Here is a 20,224-nt window from a genome sequence, read left to right on the forward strand (position 1 = left end):
TGGGAATTCCCAATGATAATAATCTCCTCTTGCCTCTGTAGTACGTTTAATCAACAAAAACTTTCTTCCATAACATACTAATGCTTTAACAGCTACATAAAATTTTTTTTCCATCTATTTATCTTCCTCGTATTATATAGTAGTAGTTTTTAAAGACCCTCTCCAAGGTCTTCATAACTATTAAGTCATAGTCTTTTCTTTACCTTTTCTGTAGGTTCGACTATGATATTTAAGATGCTGTGGAGTGGTTTTGTTTTCCTACCACTTGATGGTTTTAGAAAGGCTCCAACCACAGTCTCTTTGTTCATTTGTTAATTAGTTAGATACCGCATGACGGTTTATTTAGAACGAGGTTACAATCGCAAGGAGCACCCTGTGGTTCTAAAACAGCATTAATACATTTTAAAGGAGATTTATTATGATTTACGTAGGAATTGATGTTGCAAAAGACAAGCATGATTGCTTTATCACAAACTCAGATGGAGAAGTATTATTTAAAGCATTTACCATCTCAAACAACTTAGATGGTTTCAATGAACTTTATCAAAAGATTAAATCCGTTATGGAAGACATAACAAAAGTAAAAGTAGGGCTTGAAGCCACCGGACACTATAGTTACAACCTATTGGGATATCTCATCGATAAAGGTTTGCCCACCTATATTATCAATCCGTTACATACAAATCTGTACAGAAAAAGTCTAAGCCTTAGACAGACGAAAACGGATAAAGTTGATGCCCACACGATTGCTTCTATGCTAATGTCTGACGTGAACTTAAAGTCCTACTCAGAAACGTCTTATCACAACGAAGAGCTAAAGTCATTAACCCGTTATCGTTTTGATAAGGTAAAAGAACGTGCTAAGTTAAAATCTTCCGTTTCAAGACTTGTCTGTATTCTGTTTCCTGAATTGGAAAAATTAGTTCCAACACTTCACATTGCATCTGTTTATGCAATGCTTTCTGAATTTTCCGGTGCCAAACAGGTGGCAAATGCTCATCTTACAAAACTTACCAATCTACTTTCTGAATCATCAAAAGGTCGATATGGTAAAGAAACTGCCATTGCATTTAGAAATGCTGCGAGAACCTCTATTGGTTCAAACATGCCGGCAAAATCCTTGGAATTAAAGCATACCATCAGGCTCATTCAGGAACTCACATCTGAGATTGATGAAATCAAAAATGAAATAAAAATCATTATGGATGAAATCAATTCTCCTATTCTTAGCATTCCCGGAATCAATTACCGTATGGGAGCCATGATTATTGCTGAAATTGGCGATTTCAATCGTTTTGCTTCTCCTGATAAAATCTTAGCTTATGCTGGTTTCTCACCATCTACATACCAATCCGGACAATTGGATGGTGCTTACTCACATATGGAAAAGCGAGGCTCCAGATATTTACGCTACGCTTTATATAATTCTGCCAAGTATGTCTGTATATGGGATCCAACATTTGCTGAATATCTTGCAAAGAAACGAGCTGAAGGCAAGCATTACAATGTTGCCATATCTCATGTCGTTAAAAAACTGGTTCGAGTTATTTACCATCTCGAAAAAAACAGCCAGAAATACATCAAAGCTTCTTAAATTTTTTCTAATTTAATACTCCTTTTTTGAGCACCTGCAACGATGCTCTTTTTGTCATGCAGTTTTCAATGTTCAAAGAACTCTATTGAGTTTAAAATCTATATAAAATACATTTCTGTACTTTACTCAAAAAATATCATTTTAAGGCTTGACTTTTAATAGTTAGTCTCATATTCATCGTCAATCATGATTCCGCTGACAAGATATTTCCTTATGATAGAGATAACATCTCCATCTTTTATAGTTCTGCCTATGATAGTCATAAGCTTGTCATGGTTTACCGTGTCAAAGAACTTTTCCAAGTCAATGTCTACAATCCAATCGTTACCATCATTCATCATGTCAAGTGCTGTTAGGATTGCTTGCTGTGCACATCTATTCGGTCTGAATCCGTAACTATGTTCATGGAATTGTTCCTCGTAGATTGGTGTTAATACCTGTGCAATGGCTTGCTGTATGAATCTGTCTGTTACTGTTGGTACTCCTAGGTTTCTGACACCGCCATCAGGCTTTGGTATCTCCACTCTTCGTACTGGTTGAGGTTTATACTTTCTTGTCCTCAACTGTTCCTTGATGATTTCGTCGTTCTTTTCAAGATGTTCTTTGAGTTCCGTGTACTTCATTCCGTCCACTCCCTCTGCACCTTTATTTCGTACGACTTGCAGATATGCGCTGTTGAGATTACCGCTAGATAAAATCTGCTCCATTTCCATTACAGAAACTTCTTCACTACTATGGGCTCGGCTGACTTCTCACAGTTCGTTGTTACTAGGCTAATGGAACCTCTGTGAGACCTCCACGCTTAAGGTGCACGCTCTTTTTCTCCATATATCCGCCACATTTACTCTGCTACTACAAAAGTGATAGTTATTAGACTTCGTTGCTTTTAGCCAACTTATCTCTCATAGCCTAGCCTTATATGTGATTTCTGTCCGTCGGACCAGAGATTTGCTTACAGCTTCCTTCAGATTCCATCTCACGATGGACACCCTTGCTGTTCAGCTATACACTTCCCACTATCTGGGCGTGTTCGAGACTTTCACCCGTTAGAGCGCGCCCATGGCGCGCAAACTAAAAAAATGGTTGGGACACGGGGGCCCAACCTGATAATAACCTTTCCAAATATACATATGCAAAATGTAGTAACTCATTAGTATTTCTATACTTTAATAAAAACTACTCGTCATTTTCCTGTTGTTGCAAATAAAACATTGTTTTCTGATTTTCAATCTCTGCTCTTAATTCTTCCTCTGTTGGTAAGTATAACTTATATTTTGATGCAAAAAGCTGTTCATTACCATGAAGAATAGAATACTTTGCAATATCCTCATCTGTATCAGAACAGAGTACAATTCCAATTGTAGGATTGTCTCCTTCACTACGTTTAAGTTCGTCATACATCCGAATATACATATCCATCTGACCTACATCCTGATGTGTAATTTTCTGCGTTTTCAAATCTATTAGTACAAAACATTTGAGAATATAGTTATAGAAAACAAGATCAATGTAATAATCCTGCTTTTCTGTATGAATATGTTGCTGTCTTGCCACAAAAGCATACCCTTTCCCTAATTCCATCAAAAACTTCTGTAAATTAGACAAAATGCTATTTTCTAAATCACTTTCAGTAAAATCTGTATTTGAAGCCATACCTAAAAATTCTGCAATAACCGGATTTTTTATAAATTCTAACTTATCATTCTGATATTCCTTGGTTAGTTCATTCATTTCATTTTCTACAAGATCCTTCTTTTGAGTCTGAAGCATACGGTAATAGTACTGTGAAGAAACATTACGTTGTAATGTTCTAACACTCCATGCTTGTTGAAGCGCTTCTTTCTCATACCATTCACGTGCCTTTTCATCTTTTACTTGTAATAAAATGCGATAATGTGTCCATGATAATATCGGTTGAGATTTTCCACTCGCTGAGTGGAAAATCTCTGGATAAGTTTTATAAAATGAATAAAAATTGTATAGATTTGTTTTTGTAAAACCTTTTCCATACTCTGTTGATAATTCCTTAGATAATTTCTTTATTATCTTTGTTCCATACTCTGCCCGCTTTTCACCATGCAATTCCTCACTGGCGATTCGATAGCCCATCATCCAATTTCTCTGTACCAGAGTCATATTAACTGCCTGATGTGCAGCTTTCTGTGAGGATTCAATAATCTGTCGCATGTCTTTTAATATATCATCTGTCTCAATAAAATTATCCATAATACTATTTTGACCAGTGTTTATTAGTTTATTCTCCATATGTATTATTCTCCTTTAACACTTCTTGATACTGATTTTTTTTCTGCAATAGTGCCTTAACCATTTTATCTCTATCCTTTTTTTGCTACAAAAGTAACTACACTTGTTTTCAATTCACATATTCCACTATCTCTCGGAATATCATATTGCTGATCCACCACAGTAGATTTTAATACTGTCCATTCACTAAAAGCTTTTTCAAAAATCCTTTGCATTTCTTCTGTAGGTAAGCATACTTCAAATTGTGGAAGTATTTCATTTCCTGTTTTCTTGTCAAACTCTTTTATATTAGAATTTACAACTAAACATACAATGCCATTTTTGCGGATGCCATGTTCTATTTCTCGCAATTTATTAACAAAGGTTTCTTTTGAATCTACGTGTTCCAAAGATGATACCGCCATTACTAAATCATAATTTCTTTCTTTAATTTGATAATCATCAATCGATTTAACTATTCCACATATATTTGATGTAACACCATATTCATCAGCATTAGCATAAAGTTTTTCGATAGCTAAATCCAGTATATCCACACAATCTATTTTACACAACCTATCATAATAATGTCGAGCAATACATATGCAATTTCTTCCTACTCCACAACCTAAATCCAAGACATTAATTTCTTCGTATTTATCAAACAGAGGTATCAAATCTACTACTGTTTTTATTGGTCTTATTAGCCAACTACCCTCTTTATATAGTTCGGCATTAGAATATATTTCTATATGTGATTTTCTTTCGTTTTTACGTATTTCTTTTAATCTCATTTCTTCCATTTTTCTTTTGTATCTTTTATTTTTACTCCACTGATTTATCACTTTTTTGATCTCCGTTATGAGTTGTTCTTTATTGGTAATATAATAAATATATTTTGATGCAAAATATTACTTACTAATCCTTCTAAAGCATATTCCGCAACCACTGAATCTTTATCAGTGCAAAGAATAATACCAGTTGGCTTATTAGATTCTTCGTCATTTACTATTTGCCAATAGCCCTAATTTTCAGCCTATATTTCAAAATCTAGAGCTTATGACAAGCTTACAACTGTAACACACTACAATTTTGTTGTATTTAAATCATAATATGAATATTCTTAATTTAATGTTCCTAATTTAATTTTACTATCTAATTCCCATAACGCAGTTTTATTACTATCATATCTAAGTCTTTTTAATGCAGTTTTATAATCAACCCATTCATATTTTGTATGCTCTTGAGACAATTCCAAAATTGTTGTATTCATCCTAGCAGCAAATGTATATTCAGGAATAACTAAACAATTTTCACCCCATATTTTTCTTGCTTCTTTAAAACAGTATGTTGGTATGCTATTTTGTGTATCAAGTACAGAATATTTACAATCCATACCTATGTTTGCTTCTTCATATGCCTCTCGTTTTGCAGATATTATTATAGTTTCATCCTCATCTTCTCCACCACCTGCTATAAATTGCCATACTTTCATATCATTTCTTTTAAATATGCAATATTTTACATTGCCGTTTTCAATATGATATGGAATGACTAATACCTGATATTTTGCTCTTGCCAATATATGTTCACCTCCCTAAATTTTAATTTATCATCTACCCAATTTTCTATTTTATACACAGTGCCATTAGTGTTTTATCACGCCATACTCGTGTTATTATATTTCGCTCAACATTTATACAGCTATATTCTACCATATCTATAATCAAATTGATATTTCATTATTTTATCAATTACAAAATTTCAGTTCAAATTATTTAGAATATTTGTGTCCAATTGACATCTCCTCAAAGCAGATGCACCCGCCAATACAACATTTGAGATATAGAGGTTTTAGGATTCTTCCTAACAAGAATGTATTTGTATATACAAATGCGTATCTTGCAATAGACCCGCCTCCATTTTCTTAATCTACTTTTGACAACCTGGATTTAATATTTTTCTTTTTTCAAACATACAAAAAGGGAACCATACTTTAAAAGTATGATTCCCTGATTATTTTTATCAAACCGTAATCGTTACGTTGATGTCTTCCCATTTACCCGCTTTTTTCATGTTTTTATCGAACTTTTTGTACTCTTTCAAGTAGTCCTTAGAAACTGTGAAATTGCCGATGTTTAGGGGCTTTTGACACCATAAACGATTATTTCCCACTTTCTGCAATAGCTGCCTGAGCTGCTGCTAATCTTGCGATAGGTACACGGAATGGTGAACATGATACATAATCAAGACCAATCTTATGACAGAATTCTACTGAAGATGGATCTCCACCGTGTTCTCCACAGATACCTACGTGAAGGTTAGGGTTAACTGGCTTACCAAGCTTGATAGCTGTTTCCATTAACTTACCAACACCAACCTGATCTAACTTAGCAAATGGATCGTTTTCGAAGATCTTAGCATCATAGTAAGCATCTAAGAACTTACCAGCATCATCTCTTGAGAATCCGTATGTCATCTGTGTTAAATCGTTTGTACCGAAGCAGAAGAAGTCTGCCTGCTTAGCGATTTCGTCAGCTGTTAATGCTGCTCTAGGGATTTCGATCATTGTACCAACCTGATATTCAAGTTCAGCACCTGCTGCTGCGATTTCAGCATCAGCTGTTTCAACAACGATATCCTTAACATATTTTAATTCCTTAGCATCACATGATAATGGAATCATGATTTCAGGCTTAACTGTCCAATCAGAATGTTTCTTCTGAACATTGATAGCTGCACGGATAACTGCCTTAGTCTGCATCTTAGCAATTTCAGGATATGTAACTGCAAGACGAAGTCCTCTGTGTCCCATCATAGGGTTGAATTCGTGAAGTGAATCAATGATAGCCTTGATTTCTTCTACTGATTTGCCCTGAGCGTCTGCTAACTTCTTAATGTCAGCTTCTTCTGTAGGTACGAATTCATGAAGAGGTGGATCTAAGAATCTGATTGTTACTGGACATCCTTCAAGAGCTTCATATAAAGCTTCGAAGTCTCCCTGCTGATATGGAAGAATCTTTTCAAGAGCTGCTTCTCTTTCTTCTACTGTATCAGAACAAATCATTTCTCTAAATGCAGCAATTCTGTCTTCTTCGAAGAACATATGCTCTGTACGACAAAGACCGATACCTTCTGCACCAAGTTCTCTAGCTTTCTTAGCATCTGCTGGTGTATCAGCATTTGTTCTAACCTTAAGAGTTCTGTACTTGTCAGCCCATCCCATGATACGTCCAAATGTTCCAGCGATTGTAGCATCAACTGTTTCAATGATACCATCATAAATATTACCTGTTGAACCATCGATTGAGATGTAATCTCCTTCATGGTATTCTTTTCCAGCTAATGTGAATTTCTTGTTTTCTTCATCCATTGTGATATCTCCACAACCAGATACACAGCAAGTACCCATACCACGAGCAACTACGGCTGCGTGAGATGTCATACCACCACGAACTGTTAAGATACCCTGTGAAGCCTTCATACCTGTAATGTCTTCTGGAGATGTTTCAAGACGAACTAAAACAACCTTTTCTCCTCTTGCATTCCAAGCTTCAGCATCATCTGCTGTAAATACAATCTTACCACAAGCAGCACCAGGTGAAGCACCAAGTCCCTTACCAGCTGGTGTAGCAGCCTTAAGAGCAGCAGCATCAAACTGTGGATGAAGTAATGTATCTAAGTTTCTAGGATCGATCATAGCTACAGCTTCTTCTTCAGTTCTCATACCTTCATCAACAAGGTCACAAGCAATCTGTAAAGCAGCCTGAGCTGTTCTCTTACCATTTCTTGTCTGTAACATATATAATTTTCTATTTTCAACTGTGAATTCCATATCCTGCATATCTCTGTAATGGTTTTCAAGTGTTTCACAAACCTTTACAAATTCTTTGAATGCTTCTGGGAATTCCTGTTCCATCTGAGCGATTGGCATTGGTGTTCTAACACCGGCAACAACGTCTTCACCCTGAGCATTCTTTAAGAATTCACCCATAAGCTTCTTTTCACCAGTTGCTGGATCTCTTGTAAATGCAACACCTGTACCACAGTCATCACCCATGTTACCAAATGCCATTGACTGTACGTTAACAGCTGTTCCCCATGAATAAGGGATATCGTTGTCACGACGGTAAACGTTAGCACGTGGGTTATCCCATGAACGGAATACGGCTTTAACAGCACCCATTAACTGTTCCTTAGGATCATCTGGGAAGTCTTCGCCGATTTTTTCTTTATATTCTGCCTTGAACTGTCCAGCTAATTCCTTTAAATCTTCTGCTGTAAGTTCAACGTCCTGCTTAACACCTCTGTCAGCTTTCATTTTGTCGATAAGTTCTTCAAAGTATTTCTTACCAACTTCCATAACTACGTCTGAGTACATCTGAATGAATCTTCTGTAGCAGTCCCAAGCCCAACGAGCATTTCCTGATTTTTCAGCAATAGCTTCTACTACTGTCTCGTTAAGACCAAGGTTAAGGATTGTATCCATCATACCTGGCATTGAAGCTCTAGCTCCTGAACGAACAGAAACAAGTAAAGGATTTTCCTTATCACCGAATTTCTTTCCTGTGATTTCTTCCATCTTAACGATGTATTCGTTAATCTGTCCCTGAATTTCTTCATTGATTTCTCTGCCGTCCTCATAATACTGAGTACAAGCTTCTGTTGTGATTGTGAATCCCTGAGGTACTGGAAGTCCTAAGCTTGTCATTTCTGCAAGGTTAGCACCCTTACCACCAAGAAGTTCACGCATGTTAGCATTACCTTCGCTAAAAAGGTATACCCATTTGTTTGCCATGTTTCTTTCCTCCTAATTAATTAGTATTTTATGTCATGAGTCCTATGGAATATGGCCATCATAAGTAACTCATACACTCTATTTTTGATGCCGCCCAGTCTTTTTAATAATATTCCTGTGTAAATCTACAGGCTGAAAAAGGGCGCATTTGCACCTAAAGTTAATTATAACATACGCACTTTTATAGTCAATAAAAAATTCCACTTTTTTCCTTTGTTATAAGGGGTTTTTGCATATTATTTGTCGACTATAAATGTTGTAATTGAATGTGCAGGTACTTCAGTATTAATACCCTTACCATCCACTGCCACTGCAAGTCTGTGACGTTTGCTTAGTTCATTTTGAACTACAACAATAATCTGTCCGTCGGGATTCTTATACGCAACAGAATAAATTCCCTTATCTGAATCATTTAAACAAAGTATTCTTTTTGCTCCCGGCTTAATATATTTTGAAAAATGTCCAATATAATAATATGAAATATTGTAAATAACTTCATTTGTTTCTGTATTTAACATAATTGGTGCTTCACAATAATTTCCTACATAGTTAGGACCACCCTTTTCGTCTAATACAAGATTCCAGTCAATCCAACCTTCTGTATAGTTATTGAAATCATTTATCATGTTGTGACCATAAATCTCACCATGTTTCCAAGCACCTATCCCTGCCTTAGAGCTTGTGTTTCCTGAATTGTTTACTAATTCAACACAACCTTCTGTAAAAATAAGATGCTGCTTAGGATATATTTCGTGTGCCATTGTAAGAATTTCAGATTTATCCGAGCCATACCAATGGTAAGCAATTCCCCAAATAATATCTTTTGCGTTCTTATATGCCAATGTTTCACGAACACGTCTAAACATTATGTCTCTGTTATGATCTAAAATTACAATCTTAACTTTTTCTTCAAGACCTTCTTTTTTCAACTCTTCATACATATAGTCAACAGCAAGCATTGCTTCCTCTGTTGGATCATATTTACATGAAGCCCATATCTGTTTAGCCTCTGGTTCATTTTGAACACTGATTGTTAAAATATTAATTCCTCTGTCAAGCATTCCCTTAACATACCTAACCATATACTTAGCCCATGTTCCATAATACTTTCTTAAAAGTCTACCACCATGGTTCATGTCCTTATTGTTTTTCATAAATGCCGGTGGACTCCAAGGAGCACAGAGAATTCCAATGTCTTCTCCTGCCTCTTCGCTTGCCTGTTTTATGAAAGGAACTACATATTTGTCTTCTCTTTCCATATGGAAAGTTTTAAGTTCAACATCTTCATCCTCTACGTATGTATATGGTTCTAATGAAAAGTCACAGCCATTAATAGATGTTCTTCCTAAATTGTAAGCTAAACCTGTTTCCTTATTAAAATATGCTTTTAAAATTTCTTTTCGTGCTTCTTCACTTGCGTTTTTCATAACGTACGCTGCCGCTTCTGTAAACGCTCCTCCAAATCCTAAATGTGTCTGAAACTCCTGGCTACTGTCTACAACAACTGTATCCATTCTGAAACTAAAATAATCTCTTAATTCCTGTTCACCTAAATCTCTCCACTTTACGTCATCACTTTGGACTGTCTGAATCATTTTGATTGTTGGTTCCATTAAACTACCTCATTTCGTAATAAAATGCATAACTTTCGGCATGTTATGCATTAGTATATTTTCATGTATAGTAGGTAACTCCAAAGTATTCTTTCAATTTCCCTGTATGGATTAGATTGAGTAATTCTTCTAATCCTAATCGTGCGAATCGTTACAGTTTTGCACTATCACAATCCTGTAAAAATTATAACATTTTACCCCTAAATGTATATTGTAATATTTATACAAATAATTTTTATTATTTTTATGAAAGTTGTATAAAATCGTTTCAATATGCTATTTTATGGGATTTTTGATTTTTCTCTTTATATTGTTTCACACCTGTTTGATTAGCTTTTTGATATAACGGAAAATAAAAAAGATTTCTTCGCTACACAAAAACAGACAGCCATATCTTTACTGTTGATTTCAAAAAATCTTAAACAGTTTCGATATTAGCTGTCTGGTTCTACTAGTGTTATCTTTAATATTAATATCTTAAATATTTTTATCTTTAATATTAAACATCTTCTAGTATTCTCTATCGTTTAATATTATTTAAGCTATTTATTTTTCAATATTTAAGATATTTATCATTTACTTTCTTTATAACTTATTATTTAAAATGCCATCTTTTCTTCAAAGTATGCTTTTAAATCTTCAATCTTAATTCTTTCCTGTTCCATTGTGTCACGGTCACGAACTGTAACTGCTCCATCTTCTTCTGAATCAAAGTCGTATGTTACGCAGAAAGGTGTACCAATTTCATCCTGACGACGATATCTCTTACCGATAGCTCCTCTGTCATCGTATTCACAGTTGTAATATTTGCTAAGTTCAGCAAATACTTTTTCTGCACCTTCATTTAATTTCTTTGATAATGGAAGAACTCCAATCTTAACAGGTGCAATTGCAGGATGAAAATGAAGAACTGTACGTGTGTCAGGCTTTTCAGGTGTTCCAATTTCTTCTTCATCGTATGCTGCACAAAGGAATGCTAATGTTACTCTGTCTGCACCAAGTGATGGTTCAATAACGTATGGCACATATCTTTCATGCTTTTCATCATCAAAGTATGTTAAATCTTCTTTTGAAGTTTCCATGTGTCTTGATAAATCATAATCAGTTCTATCAGCAATACCCCAAAGTTCGCCCCAACCAAATGGGAATAAGAATTCAATATCAGTTGTTGCCTTTGAGTAGAATGATAATTCTTCTTTTTCATGGTCTCTTAATCTCATTTCGTCTTCCTTAATTCCAAGATTAAGTAACCAGTCACGACAGAAACCTCTCCAGTATTCAAACCATTCTAAATCTGTATCAGGTTCACAGAAGAATTCAAGTTCCATCTGTTCGAATTCTCTTGTTCTAAATGTAAAGTTACCCGGTGTGATTTCGTTTCTAAATGACTTACCAATCTGACCAATACCAAATGGAATTTTCTTTCTTGATGTTCTCTGTACATTCTTGAAGTTTACAAATATACCCTGAGCTGTTTCAGGTCTTAAATATACTGTATTCTTAGCATCTTCTGTAACACCCTGGAATGTTTTAAACATAAGGTTAAATTCTCTAATGTCTGTAAAATTATGTTTTCCACATGATGGACAACAAATATTCTTTTCATCAATGTATGAAGCCATCTGCTCATGTGACCATGCATCAACTGATTCTTCAATTTCAATTCCGTTGTCTGCCATGTAATCTTCAATTAACTTGTCTGCTCTAAAACGTTCGTGACATTCCTTACAATCCATTAATGGATCAGAGAAACTTCCTAAATGTCCTGATGCTACCCATGTCTGTGAGTTCATAAGAATAGCACAATCAACACCAACGTTGTATGGATTTTCCTGTACGAATTTTTTCCACCAGGCTCTCTTTACGTTGTTTTTTAATTCAACACCAAGATTTCCATAATCCCAAGTATTAGCTAAACCTCCATAAATTTCTGAACCCGGATAAACAAATCCTCTGCTCTTTGCCAATGCTACAATCTTATCCATTGTCTTTTCCATTATAAAATCCTCCATTTTTATGTATTGTTATAAGCCATTTAGCTTTACATTAACATTTAATATACAATGTAACTCATTTCCTTGTCAGAAGTTGTTACAATTCCATCTTCATCTACTTTACAATTTGAGCTAATGTATTTTACATCACTGCCAATTTCCACTTTGTATTTTGAATCTACTACTAGAATGTTGGCATTGCTCATTTTCTTGATTTCTTTTGCCTTTAATGTTTCCTTTTTGTCAGGAGAAGTAAATTCACCTTTTATTTTGCAGTCACCTCGCTCTGCAATTGTTCCTGCATAAAAAGTACCCTCTTCTGCTTTGTTGTAATTCTGTATATATGAATTAAAATCATACACTGTAGCTAATTTTAAAATCAAATAAGCTTCTTTATCTTCAACTTCAAACTTATCCACTGAAATAGCATCATCAACTGATGCTGTACTACTACTGTTGTATTTTTTCACTTCATCATTAATGTATTTTTCAAGCGCATCTTTGTCATAGTCTTTGTCAGCGAACTTCTCTGTTACGCCGTAGCTGACTGCGCCATCCTCATCAATGTAAATTGCATTAACGCCACTGTCTAACTTAATGTCCCCAACCTTTTTCCCACAGGCTGTAAAACTTAAAATCATGGCAAGCACTAATGACAACGCACAAACCCTCTTTAAAATATATCTCATAATGTCCCTCCTGTATTTTTGCATACCTAAATAATAATTTTAAACTTTATGAGAACTAATTTCAATATAAATTTTCCAGAAATTCTAAAGAATTAAATTTTTTATGAATTATCTTATTTATGTAGCTCTCAATTACCTGTTTTAGTTGCGCTAATACTTCTTCTTTTACATTAAATGAGAAAAGCTTATTTGTTTTTGCTGTTACAATATACTGTAATGCATATACAGTTGACGGATTAAGAATCTTGTTTTTGCGTATTTTGCCATGGCAATTACTGCAAATTACCGAATTGTGTTCCAAATCAAAGTAATCAAGATTTTCTGTGTTACCGCATTTTCCACAATTAAAAACATTTGGATACTCACCGTTAATAACCAACGTACGCAATTCATATATACATCGAATCAGGTCAATGGGAATGGCTTTTTTGCTTAGCTGTTTCATTGCAATATACAAAAGCTCTAATGTATCTTTCGCCTCTATGCCTTCTCTTCCATAATAGTCGGCAAGTTCTAAAAAATACATTCCCATATACATACTGTCAATATCATTCATGGAGTTGCTGAAATACTCATTAATTTTCATTGCCGTAACTGTATATGCATTTCTCCCTCTATACAATGTAAACTCTCCAAAAGCCATTGGCTGACTGCCACCAAGAAATGGGCTTGTAGGCTTTCTTGCACCTCTTGCAAAAGCTGTTATTTTACCAAACTCTTTTGTGAGTATTACAAGTCTTTTATCGTATTCACTTATAGGTGTCGCTGAAATCACCATACCTACCGCTGTTATTGTCTCTACCATTTCTTTCGCCTTCTATTTTTGAAATAAAATTTTCTCTTGCTTTATTAATTTTTTTCTCTTTAGCATACTGTAAATAATCATCTATTTTTCCTGTGGATTCAAACATTCTCCAACTCTCTAAATTATCCATCTTATCCTCCCTGTAAATAGTTGTATGATTATAGTGTCAAAAGATAGGATTATGAGAGTGCTTTGCACGTAACAATCCGTTTAATTATAATCACAGTGTTTTGACACCCGCATCTATATAGTTAGGATTTACAATAGAAGATTTTGTATGCATTATTTAATTATCTTTCTTCCTTGTAGCCATAATTTTTCATTAGTAATTCGCTGTCACGCCAGTCTTTACGGACTTTTACCCAAAGTTGTAAATTTACTTTCATGTCAAGCTGCTGTTCAATTTCGTATCTGGCATTTGTGCCGATTTTCTTTAGCATGCTGCCTTTTTTGCCAATAATAATTCCCTTGTGAGAATCTCTTTCGCAAACGATAGTTGCCTCAATATCATAAATGTCCTTGTGACGTCTTTTCTTCATTCGCTCAATTGTTACAGCTATACCATGTGGAATTTCTTCATCTAATGCATGAAGGGCTTTTTCTCTTATAAGTTCAGCAACAATCTGTCTCATTGGTTGGTCTGTAACAGTATCTTCATCGTAATACATTGGTCCTTCAGGAAGATATTTAAAGATCTGCTCAATAACTGTATCCACATTATTTCCTTTAAGAGCTGATGCCGGAATAATTTCATCAAAATCCATTATCTTTCTGTAGGCATCAATAAACTTAAGAATTTCTTCCTGCTTTACTGTATCTGTTTTGTTGATTACTAAAATAACAGGAACGTCAATGTTCTTTAACTGTTCTGCAATGTGCTGTTCACCTGCTCCAATAAAAGTATCAGGTTCAACTAACCACATAATTAAATCAACTTCTTTTAATGTTTTTTCTGCCACATTAACCATGTATTCACCAAGTTTATTTTTTGCCTTGTGAATTCCCGGTGTGTCCAAGAAAACAATTTGCCCTTTATCACATGTATAAACTGTTTGAATTTTGTTTCTTGTTGTCTGTGGTTTCTTTGATGTAATTGCTATTTTTTGTCCAATGATTTGATTCATTAAAGTTGACTTACCTACATTTGGTCTACCGATTAATGCAACAAATCCTGATTTAAAATTCTTATCCATTTGTACCTCTTATCCTAATTCCTTTACTTCTTTTAAAATTTCCCGGTCTCTTGTTATTGCAGTTTTTCCACCAACTACACAAATGTAATTTTTATCCAACGCCTTCTTAAATTTAGGTGCCAGACTTCTTATTTTTTCAACAGTTGTTGTAAGCACTGCTTTTCGTTCATTAACTAATGTTTCAAATTTAACCTGTGCCATGTAGCTTGAAAATTCTCTTCCACTTCTGTCCGCCGCACTCATTGGGGTGTCCATGCCACTTATTGTACCGATAATATATTTTCTCATTTCCCTTTCACTTGCCTGGAAATTCTCAATATAGTTGGGTGCATCTAAGTAAACATCACTTGTTCTCTTACAATTTGGATCTCTGTAAGATGTAAACATAATGTCGCCTCCTCTGCTTACAGAGCAGCCACAACCATAAGCACCACCTAATACTCTAATGTTATTCCACAGGTATTCGCTACTCATAATGCTTGATAAAACCTGCATGCTACCGTCGAATTGTTCATCTGTGCTGTCCTTGTAATTACCGCAACGTGCCACATACTGAACCTGACCTGAAGTAGTGAAGCCTTCATTCTTTTCATTCTTTTCAAAAGTCCAGCCGTCAAATGATTCTTTAAAGTCTACAGTCTCATTCATTTTCTGTTGAAGATTTGAAACTAAAGCTTTTACTTTTTCAAAGCTTTCCTTATTTCCTGCGTAGTTAATAGTTATGTTGTCTTTTCTAAATACATATTTAACCGTATCAGAAATCTTCTTCGCTATTTCTTCCTTCTTATTATCAAAATCATCTAGCAGTTCTTCAACAAACTTGTAAAAAGCAATGCCTGATAATAATTCCCTAATGTAAGATTCACTGCCATAGTAAGACATTGTTCTCATTCTACTTGCAACATTACCTGACTGAATAATTGACTTATTTAGTCTTGACTTTGTTTCTTCTAAAATTTCTTTTAGACGTTTGTAATCATCAAATTTTGTTTTTGTAAGAACTTCTTCAATTATGTTTACTGCTTTCTCAAGGTTGTCGTAAAGGGCTTTTGTATGAACTTCCATCTGGTATTTTGATGTATTGTTATAACTGTTTACATAAATTCCCGTTCCAAAACCTAAACCACCAAGATTCATATCAATGTCAGTATTTAAGTCTGTGTAAGTTCTTTCTGTATCCATGTAACTTAAAACATATTTAAACAAACCTACATACGGAACATAATCAATTGGTAATTTTTCGAAATTAAATGTCACATCCAAATATCCAATACCATTAGTAAATAATTCATTATATACTGCCGTAAACTCAGGCAACTTTTCTTCATTGTAAATAAATGGTCTTGGACTTTCATTAATGTCTTCAATTTCCAATAAAGGTATTGTCTCAAGTTCCTCCGGTGTTGAAGGTGTTTCCTGATAATTCTTTAATTCCTTTGTTTTAATAATTAACGCTTCAATCTCTTCATCTGTCATTGAGTCTTTTAGACTCTTAAGTTTTGCTTCTAACTGCTTTTCTTTTTCCTCTGTTAAACCTTTTTTAGGTTCCATAATTACAGTTGAACGATGATTATTGTTAATCATGTATTTTTCTATAATTTTTTCAAAATAATCTGTGTCAATTTTTTCTCTTAACAAATCAAAAATCCTGTTTGTTTCCAAACTTGCAAATGGATTTTCTTCATTGTAAATCCAGGCACCCATTAAATTAAGTCCCCAAATCAAGCCTTTTGGGAAGCCTCCAAAGTCAGCTTCTTTTTCTTTAAATTCCAAACTGTTAAGACCTGCACGTAAAGCATTTTTGTCAATACCGTTCTTAACAATTTCTTTTAATGAATTATTGATTATTTCATTAAATCTGTCACTGTCCTTTTGGTTAGTGTATTTAGCTGTAATTGTATAAATTGGCTGTAAAACATCATCCTCGTATGAGCCTGAAATATCTTTTCCAATTTTTGCATCAATTAAAGCCTGCTTAAGTGGGGCTCCCGGCATTTCCATTATTGCATATTCTAAAATCTGAAAAGCGATACTTAACTCTGTATCTAAGTTGTCGCCAATTACAAAGTTGGAAATTAAGACTGCACTTTCATCTTCGTTCTCACTGTCTGAAATTGCATATTTCTTTGTAACTGTTACCGGCTTATCAAAAGGCTTTTGATATTTTATTTCTGAATCAACTTCTAAATAATCGTATTTTGATAAATAATTTTCATCTATCCACTGTAATCTTTCAACTACATCCATATCTCCATACAAATAAATATAGCTGTTTGATGGATGATAATATTTTCTATGGAAATCTAAATACTGTTCATATGTTAATTCAGGTATAAAATCAGGATCTCCACCTGACTCATTACTGTAGCCGTTGTCCGGGAATAATGATTGAAGTGAAACTCTTGCACCTAAACCGTCAACTGATGAGAATACTCCCTTCATTTCATTATATACAACACCGTTTATTGTAATGTTATCATCTTTATTTTCTAATTCGTAATGCCAGCCTTCCTGCTTAAAGATGTTTTCTTCCTTATAAATATTCGGATGAAAAACAGCATCCATGTAAACATGCATAAGATTGTTAAAATCTTTGTTGTTGTAACTTGCCACAGGATAAACTGTTTTGTCAGGATATGTCATTGCATTAAGGAATGTGTTAAGTGAACCTTTAACTAATTCCATAAATGGTTCCTTTACCGGAAAATCGTCTGAACCACATAAAACAGTATGTTCTATAATATGTGGAACTCCTGTGTCATCTGTTACCGGTGTTCTAAAACCAATATTAAAAACTTTATTGTCATCATCGTTTGATAAGATAACAACTCTTGCACCTGTTTTTTTATGTTTTAGTAAGTATGCATTTGAATTAACTTCTTCAATATGCTTATTTATAATAATTTCGTATTGTTGTAAGTCTTTTACTTCCATTGTCTACCTCTCTTTGTCAAAAATCTCTAGTGTATATACTAACATATTTTTTATTTTCTATCCATTATATATAAAAAATCTCTCCATACAGATTGGTTGTCTTCTGTACAAAGAGATTTTCTTAATATTATTTATTTTTGTTGTAAGAATCACATATATCTGACCATCGACATACTCCGCAAACCGCCCGTAACTTATTAACATCAATAATGTACTTGTGAACCATCTCTGTTAATTGGTTCCATGTAAGGTCACCTTTTTGTTTTTTCAGTTCATCCTCTATTGCTTCGTATGTGCGTCTATCATTACCTGAAACTGATTTTTCCTGAGTACATATTCCATTTTCATTATTAGGACAGTTTTCGCATATATCATCTGCCCCTTCTGTTAGTTCAACATAAGGATTCTTACTTAACATTTCATTATGAATTTTTGTCATATTTTCCACAAATCCATTGCTATACCCTTTTCCTTCAAAAAACTGAAGGCATAATAAATGGTGTGGTCTAATTGAATATCTGCACATATTTCTTAACTCTGTTTGCAATAATTGTTGCTACAACTATTTTTGCAATATCTGGAATAATGTATGGAATAACACAGTATGTTAAAGCAACTGCTACTGTATTATTTGTTACAACCATAAACCAAACTGTTCCTATTGCAAAACATGCTACATCGCCTAATACCATTGCAACTACTGTAATAACAAGTTTAACAACTTCGCTTTTTCCATTTGTTAAATTCATTAATAAACCAATAATAATTGCTGTTAAAATAAAGCCTACGATGAAGCCGCCTGTTGGACCTGCGATTACTGATGGGCCGCCTGTTAGTCCTGCAAATACAGGTACACCAATTATTCCAAGTAAAATATAAACCACAACTGCTATTGTGCCTCTCTTAGTGCCAAGTAAAGCTGCTGTTACAAAAACTGCAAAAGTCTGTAAAGTAAATGGAACAGGACCTGCAGACACGCTAATCCATGAACAAATTGCCATTATTGCTGTAAATACAGCTATTAGTACCATATCCTGAACTGATAAAAATTTCTTCTGTGTGTTACTCATAATTTCCTCCTAAATACATAACATTTTTTGCGACTAAGTCATTGTAAGTCAGTTTCTTTTGATTGTCAACCTATTTTATTGTTTGGGTGACGTTTCTTCTCTGTTATGTTGAAGCCCCAAAAAAATAATGTTATACTTGTTTCTAGTTCTTATTAATTTATGGAAGGAGCATGTGTGCCTATTAAACCGGCAATGAACTAAAGGATTAAACAGCAATGCAAATGGTTAAATAGCAACACACGAAAATATTATGAGTGTAAAAGATGAAGTTCTAAAAGAACTTGAAAATAACAAAGGTGACTATATTTCAGGTGGCCAACTTGCTGACAATCTGGGTGTCAGCCGTAATTCTGTCTGGAAGGCAATTAAAGCATTGGAAAAATCAGGTTACGAAATCAATGCCATACCAAACAAGGGTTATTGCCTTGCAGAAAAAAATGATATTTTATCTTCATACAGTATTAAACAACATTTAAAAAATCCCCATTTGGATATATCTGTTTTTTCTTCTGTTACATCCACTAATACCATTTTAAAAGAAATGGCTGAACAGGGTGCAAAAGAAGGTACTGTTATTATTGCTGAAGAACAAACTGCCGGTCGTGGAAGAACCGGAAAACAATTCTATTCTCCTAAGGGTACCGGAATTTATATAAGTATTCTTCTTCGACCTGATATACCCGCAGAGGAATCATTATTTTTAACTACATCTGCTGCCGTTGCCACAGCTAGGGCTATTGAAGATGTAAGTGACAAACGTGCCCTTATTAAATGGGTTAACGACATTTACCTTGAAGATAAAAAAACCTGTGGAATTCTTACTGAAGGTGCCTTTAACGTGGAGACCGGAAAACTTGATTATGCCATAGTTGGAATCGGTATAAACGTTTGCATTCCTGATGGTGGTTTTCCTGACAACATTAAGGATATTGCCACTGCAATTTTTGACAAACAAACAGATTCCATTAACAAACGTAGTATTTTGATTGCCAATCTCCTTGACTATTTTATGGAATATTACAAGGATTTCAAATCAAAATCCTATGTAAAAGAATATATTGAACGTTCAATGATTATCGGTAAAACTATTACCGTAATTGAAGGTTCTAAAACTTCCGTTGCCAAAGCAATTGACATTGACAAAAACTGCCGTCTTAAAGTTCAATTTGAAGACGGTACTACTAAATGGCTGTCATCCGGAGAAGTCAGCACAAAAATTCATAAATAAATATTTGTAGATGGTATTTTTGCATACCACAACTGCACATTATTTATTACGTTTTCTAAAAA

The 20,224-nt window shown here is 34.3% G+C and carries 16 protein-coding genes; 2 read left to right on the top strand and 14 right to left on the bottom strand.

The window, feature by feature from the left end; translation table 11 throughout:
* Nucleotides 1–418: 418 nt before the first annotated feature.
* Entirely contained in the window at nucleotides 419–1,594 is a 1,176-nt protein-coding gene (locus tag ACZM4J_RS06895; protein ID WP_428244844.1) for an IS110 family RNA-guided transposase, read from the top strand.
* Nucleotides 1,595–1,749: 155 nt separating this feature from the next.
* Here ACZM4J_RS06895 and ACZM4J_RS06900 read toward each other — a convergent pair whose 3' ends face one another.
* The 14 genes from ACZM4J_RS06900 to ACZM4J_RS06965 all read right to left on the bottom strand — a co-directional run bounded on the left by ACZM4J_RS06900 (nucleotide 1,750) and on the right by ACZM4J_RS06965 (nucleotide 18,934).
* On the bottom strand, nucleotides 1,750–2,118 hold the full coding sequence (locus ACZM4J_RS06900) for a reverse transcriptase domain-containing protein (RefSeq protein ID WP_428244846.1): 369 nt from the start codon (nucleotides 2,116–2,118) through the stop codon (nucleotides 1,750–1,752).
* Between the two features lie 652 nt (nucleotides 2,119–2,770).
* Nucleotides 2,771–3,859 carry a PDDEXK nuclease domain-containing protein gene (locus ACZM4J_RS06905; protein WP_288933080.1) on the bottom strand — a complete coding sequence of 363 codons (1,089 nt, stop codon included), beginning with the start codon at nucleotides 3,857–3,859 and terminating at the stop codon, nucleotides 2,771–2,773.
* 71 nt (nucleotides 3,860–3,930) lie between these two features.
* Complete coding sequence (locus ACZM4J_RS06910; RefSeq protein WP_186840661.1) at nucleotides 3,931–4,683, bottom strand: class I SAM-dependent methyltransferase; 753 nt, start codon at nucleotides 4,681–4,683, stop codon at nucleotides 3,931–3,933.
* Nucleotides 4,684–4,961: 278 nt separating this feature from the next.
* Complete coding sequence (locus ACZM4J_RS06915; protein WP_118231551.1) at nucleotides 4,962–5,420, bottom strand: NUDIX hydrolase; 459 nt, start codon at nucleotides 5,418–5,420, stop codon at nucleotides 4,962–4,964.
* Nucleotides 5,421–6,002: 582 nt separating this feature from the next.
* Nucleotides 6,003–8,636, bottom strand: coding sequence for a pyruvate, phosphate dikinase (ppdK, locus tag ACZM4J_RS06920; RefSeq protein ID WP_428244847.1), 2,634 nt, complete (start codon nucleotides 8,634–8,636; stop codon nucleotides 6,003–6,005).
* A 236-nt stretch (nucleotides 8,637–8,872) separates the two neighbouring features.
* Nucleotides 8,873–10,249, bottom strand: coding sequence for a glycoside hydrolase family 30 protein (locus tag ACZM4J_RS06925; RefSeq protein WP_428244848.1), 1,377 nt, complete (start codon nucleotides 10,247–10,249; stop codon nucleotides 8,873–8,875).
* Between the two features lie 599 nt (nucleotides 10,250–10,848).
* On the bottom strand, nucleotides 10,849–12,246 hold the full coding sequence (locus ACZM4J_RS06930; RefSeq protein WP_022165704.1) for a glycine--tRNA ligase: 1,398 nt from the start codon (nucleotides 12,244–12,246) through the stop codon (nucleotides 10,849–10,851).
* A gap of 56 nt (nucleotides 12,247–12,302) precedes the next feature.
* Nucleotides 12,303–12,932, bottom strand: a complete 630-nt coding sequence (locus ACZM4J_RS06935; RefSeq protein ID WP_022165703.1) for a hypothetical protein — start codon at nucleotides 12,930–12,932, stop codon at nucleotides 12,303–12,305.
* A 61-nt stretch (nucleotides 12,933–12,993) separates the two neighbouring features.
* Nucleotides 12,994–13,737: a DNA repair protein RecO gene (recO, locus tag ACZM4J_RS06940; protein WP_022165702.1), complete on the bottom strand. Its 744-nt coding sequence runs from the start codon at nucleotides 13,735–13,737 to the stop codon at nucleotides 12,994–12,996.
* The gene (locus ACZM4J_RS06945; protein ID WP_022165701.1) at nucleotides 13,682–13,867 is read right to left on the bottom strand and encodes a hypothetical protein; all 186 of its coding nucleotides are present in this window, start codon (nucleotides 13,865–13,867) and stop codon (nucleotides 13,682–13,684) included. The genes recO and ACZM4J_RS06945 overlap by 56 nt, the downstream gene beginning before the upstream one ends.
* Before the next feature lie 160 nt (nucleotides 13,868–14,027).
* The gene (gene era / locus ACZM4J_RS06950) at nucleotides 14,028–14,930 is read right to left on the bottom strand and encodes a GTPase Era (protein WP_022165700.1); all 903 of its coding nucleotides are present in this window, start codon (nucleotides 14,928–14,930) and stop codon (nucleotides 14,028–14,030) included.
* Between the two features lie 9 nt (nucleotides 14,931–14,939).
* The gene (locus ACZM4J_RS06955; protein ID WP_489485907.1) at nucleotides 14,940–17,864 is read right to left on the bottom strand and encodes an insulinase family protein; all 2,925 of its coding nucleotides are present in this window, start codon (nucleotides 17,862–17,864) and stop codon (nucleotides 14,940–14,942) included.
* A gap of 127 nt (nucleotides 17,865–17,991) precedes the next feature.
* Nucleotides 17,992–18,390: a DUF1284 domain-containing protein gene (locus ACZM4J_RS06960; RefSeq protein ID WP_022164653.1), complete on the bottom strand. Its 399-nt coding sequence runs from the start codon at nucleotides 18,388–18,390 to the stop codon at nucleotides 17,992–17,994.
* Nucleotides 18,371–18,934: a biotin transporter BioY gene (locus tag ACZM4J_RS06965; protein ID WP_022164652.1), complete on the bottom strand. Its 564-nt coding sequence runs from the start codon at nucleotides 18,932–18,934 to the stop codon at nucleotides 18,371–18,373. Before ACZM4J_RS06965 ends, ACZM4J_RS06960 begins: the two co-directional genes overlap by 20 nt.
* Before the next feature lie 250 nt (nucleotides 18,935–19,184).
* Here ACZM4J_RS06965 and ACZM4J_RS06970 point away from each other — a divergent pair, with 250 nt between their 5' ends.
* Nucleotides 19,185–20,162 (top strand): biotin--[acetyl-CoA-carboxylase] ligase, encoded by a 978-nt coding sequence (locus tag ACZM4J_RS06970; protein WP_118000069.1) that lies wholly within the window; start codon nucleotides 19,185–19,187, stop codon nucleotides 20,160–20,162.
* Nucleotides 20,163–20,224 lie beyond the last annotated feature (62 nt).

It is taken from the genome of Eubacterium sp. (assembly GCF_057858645.1).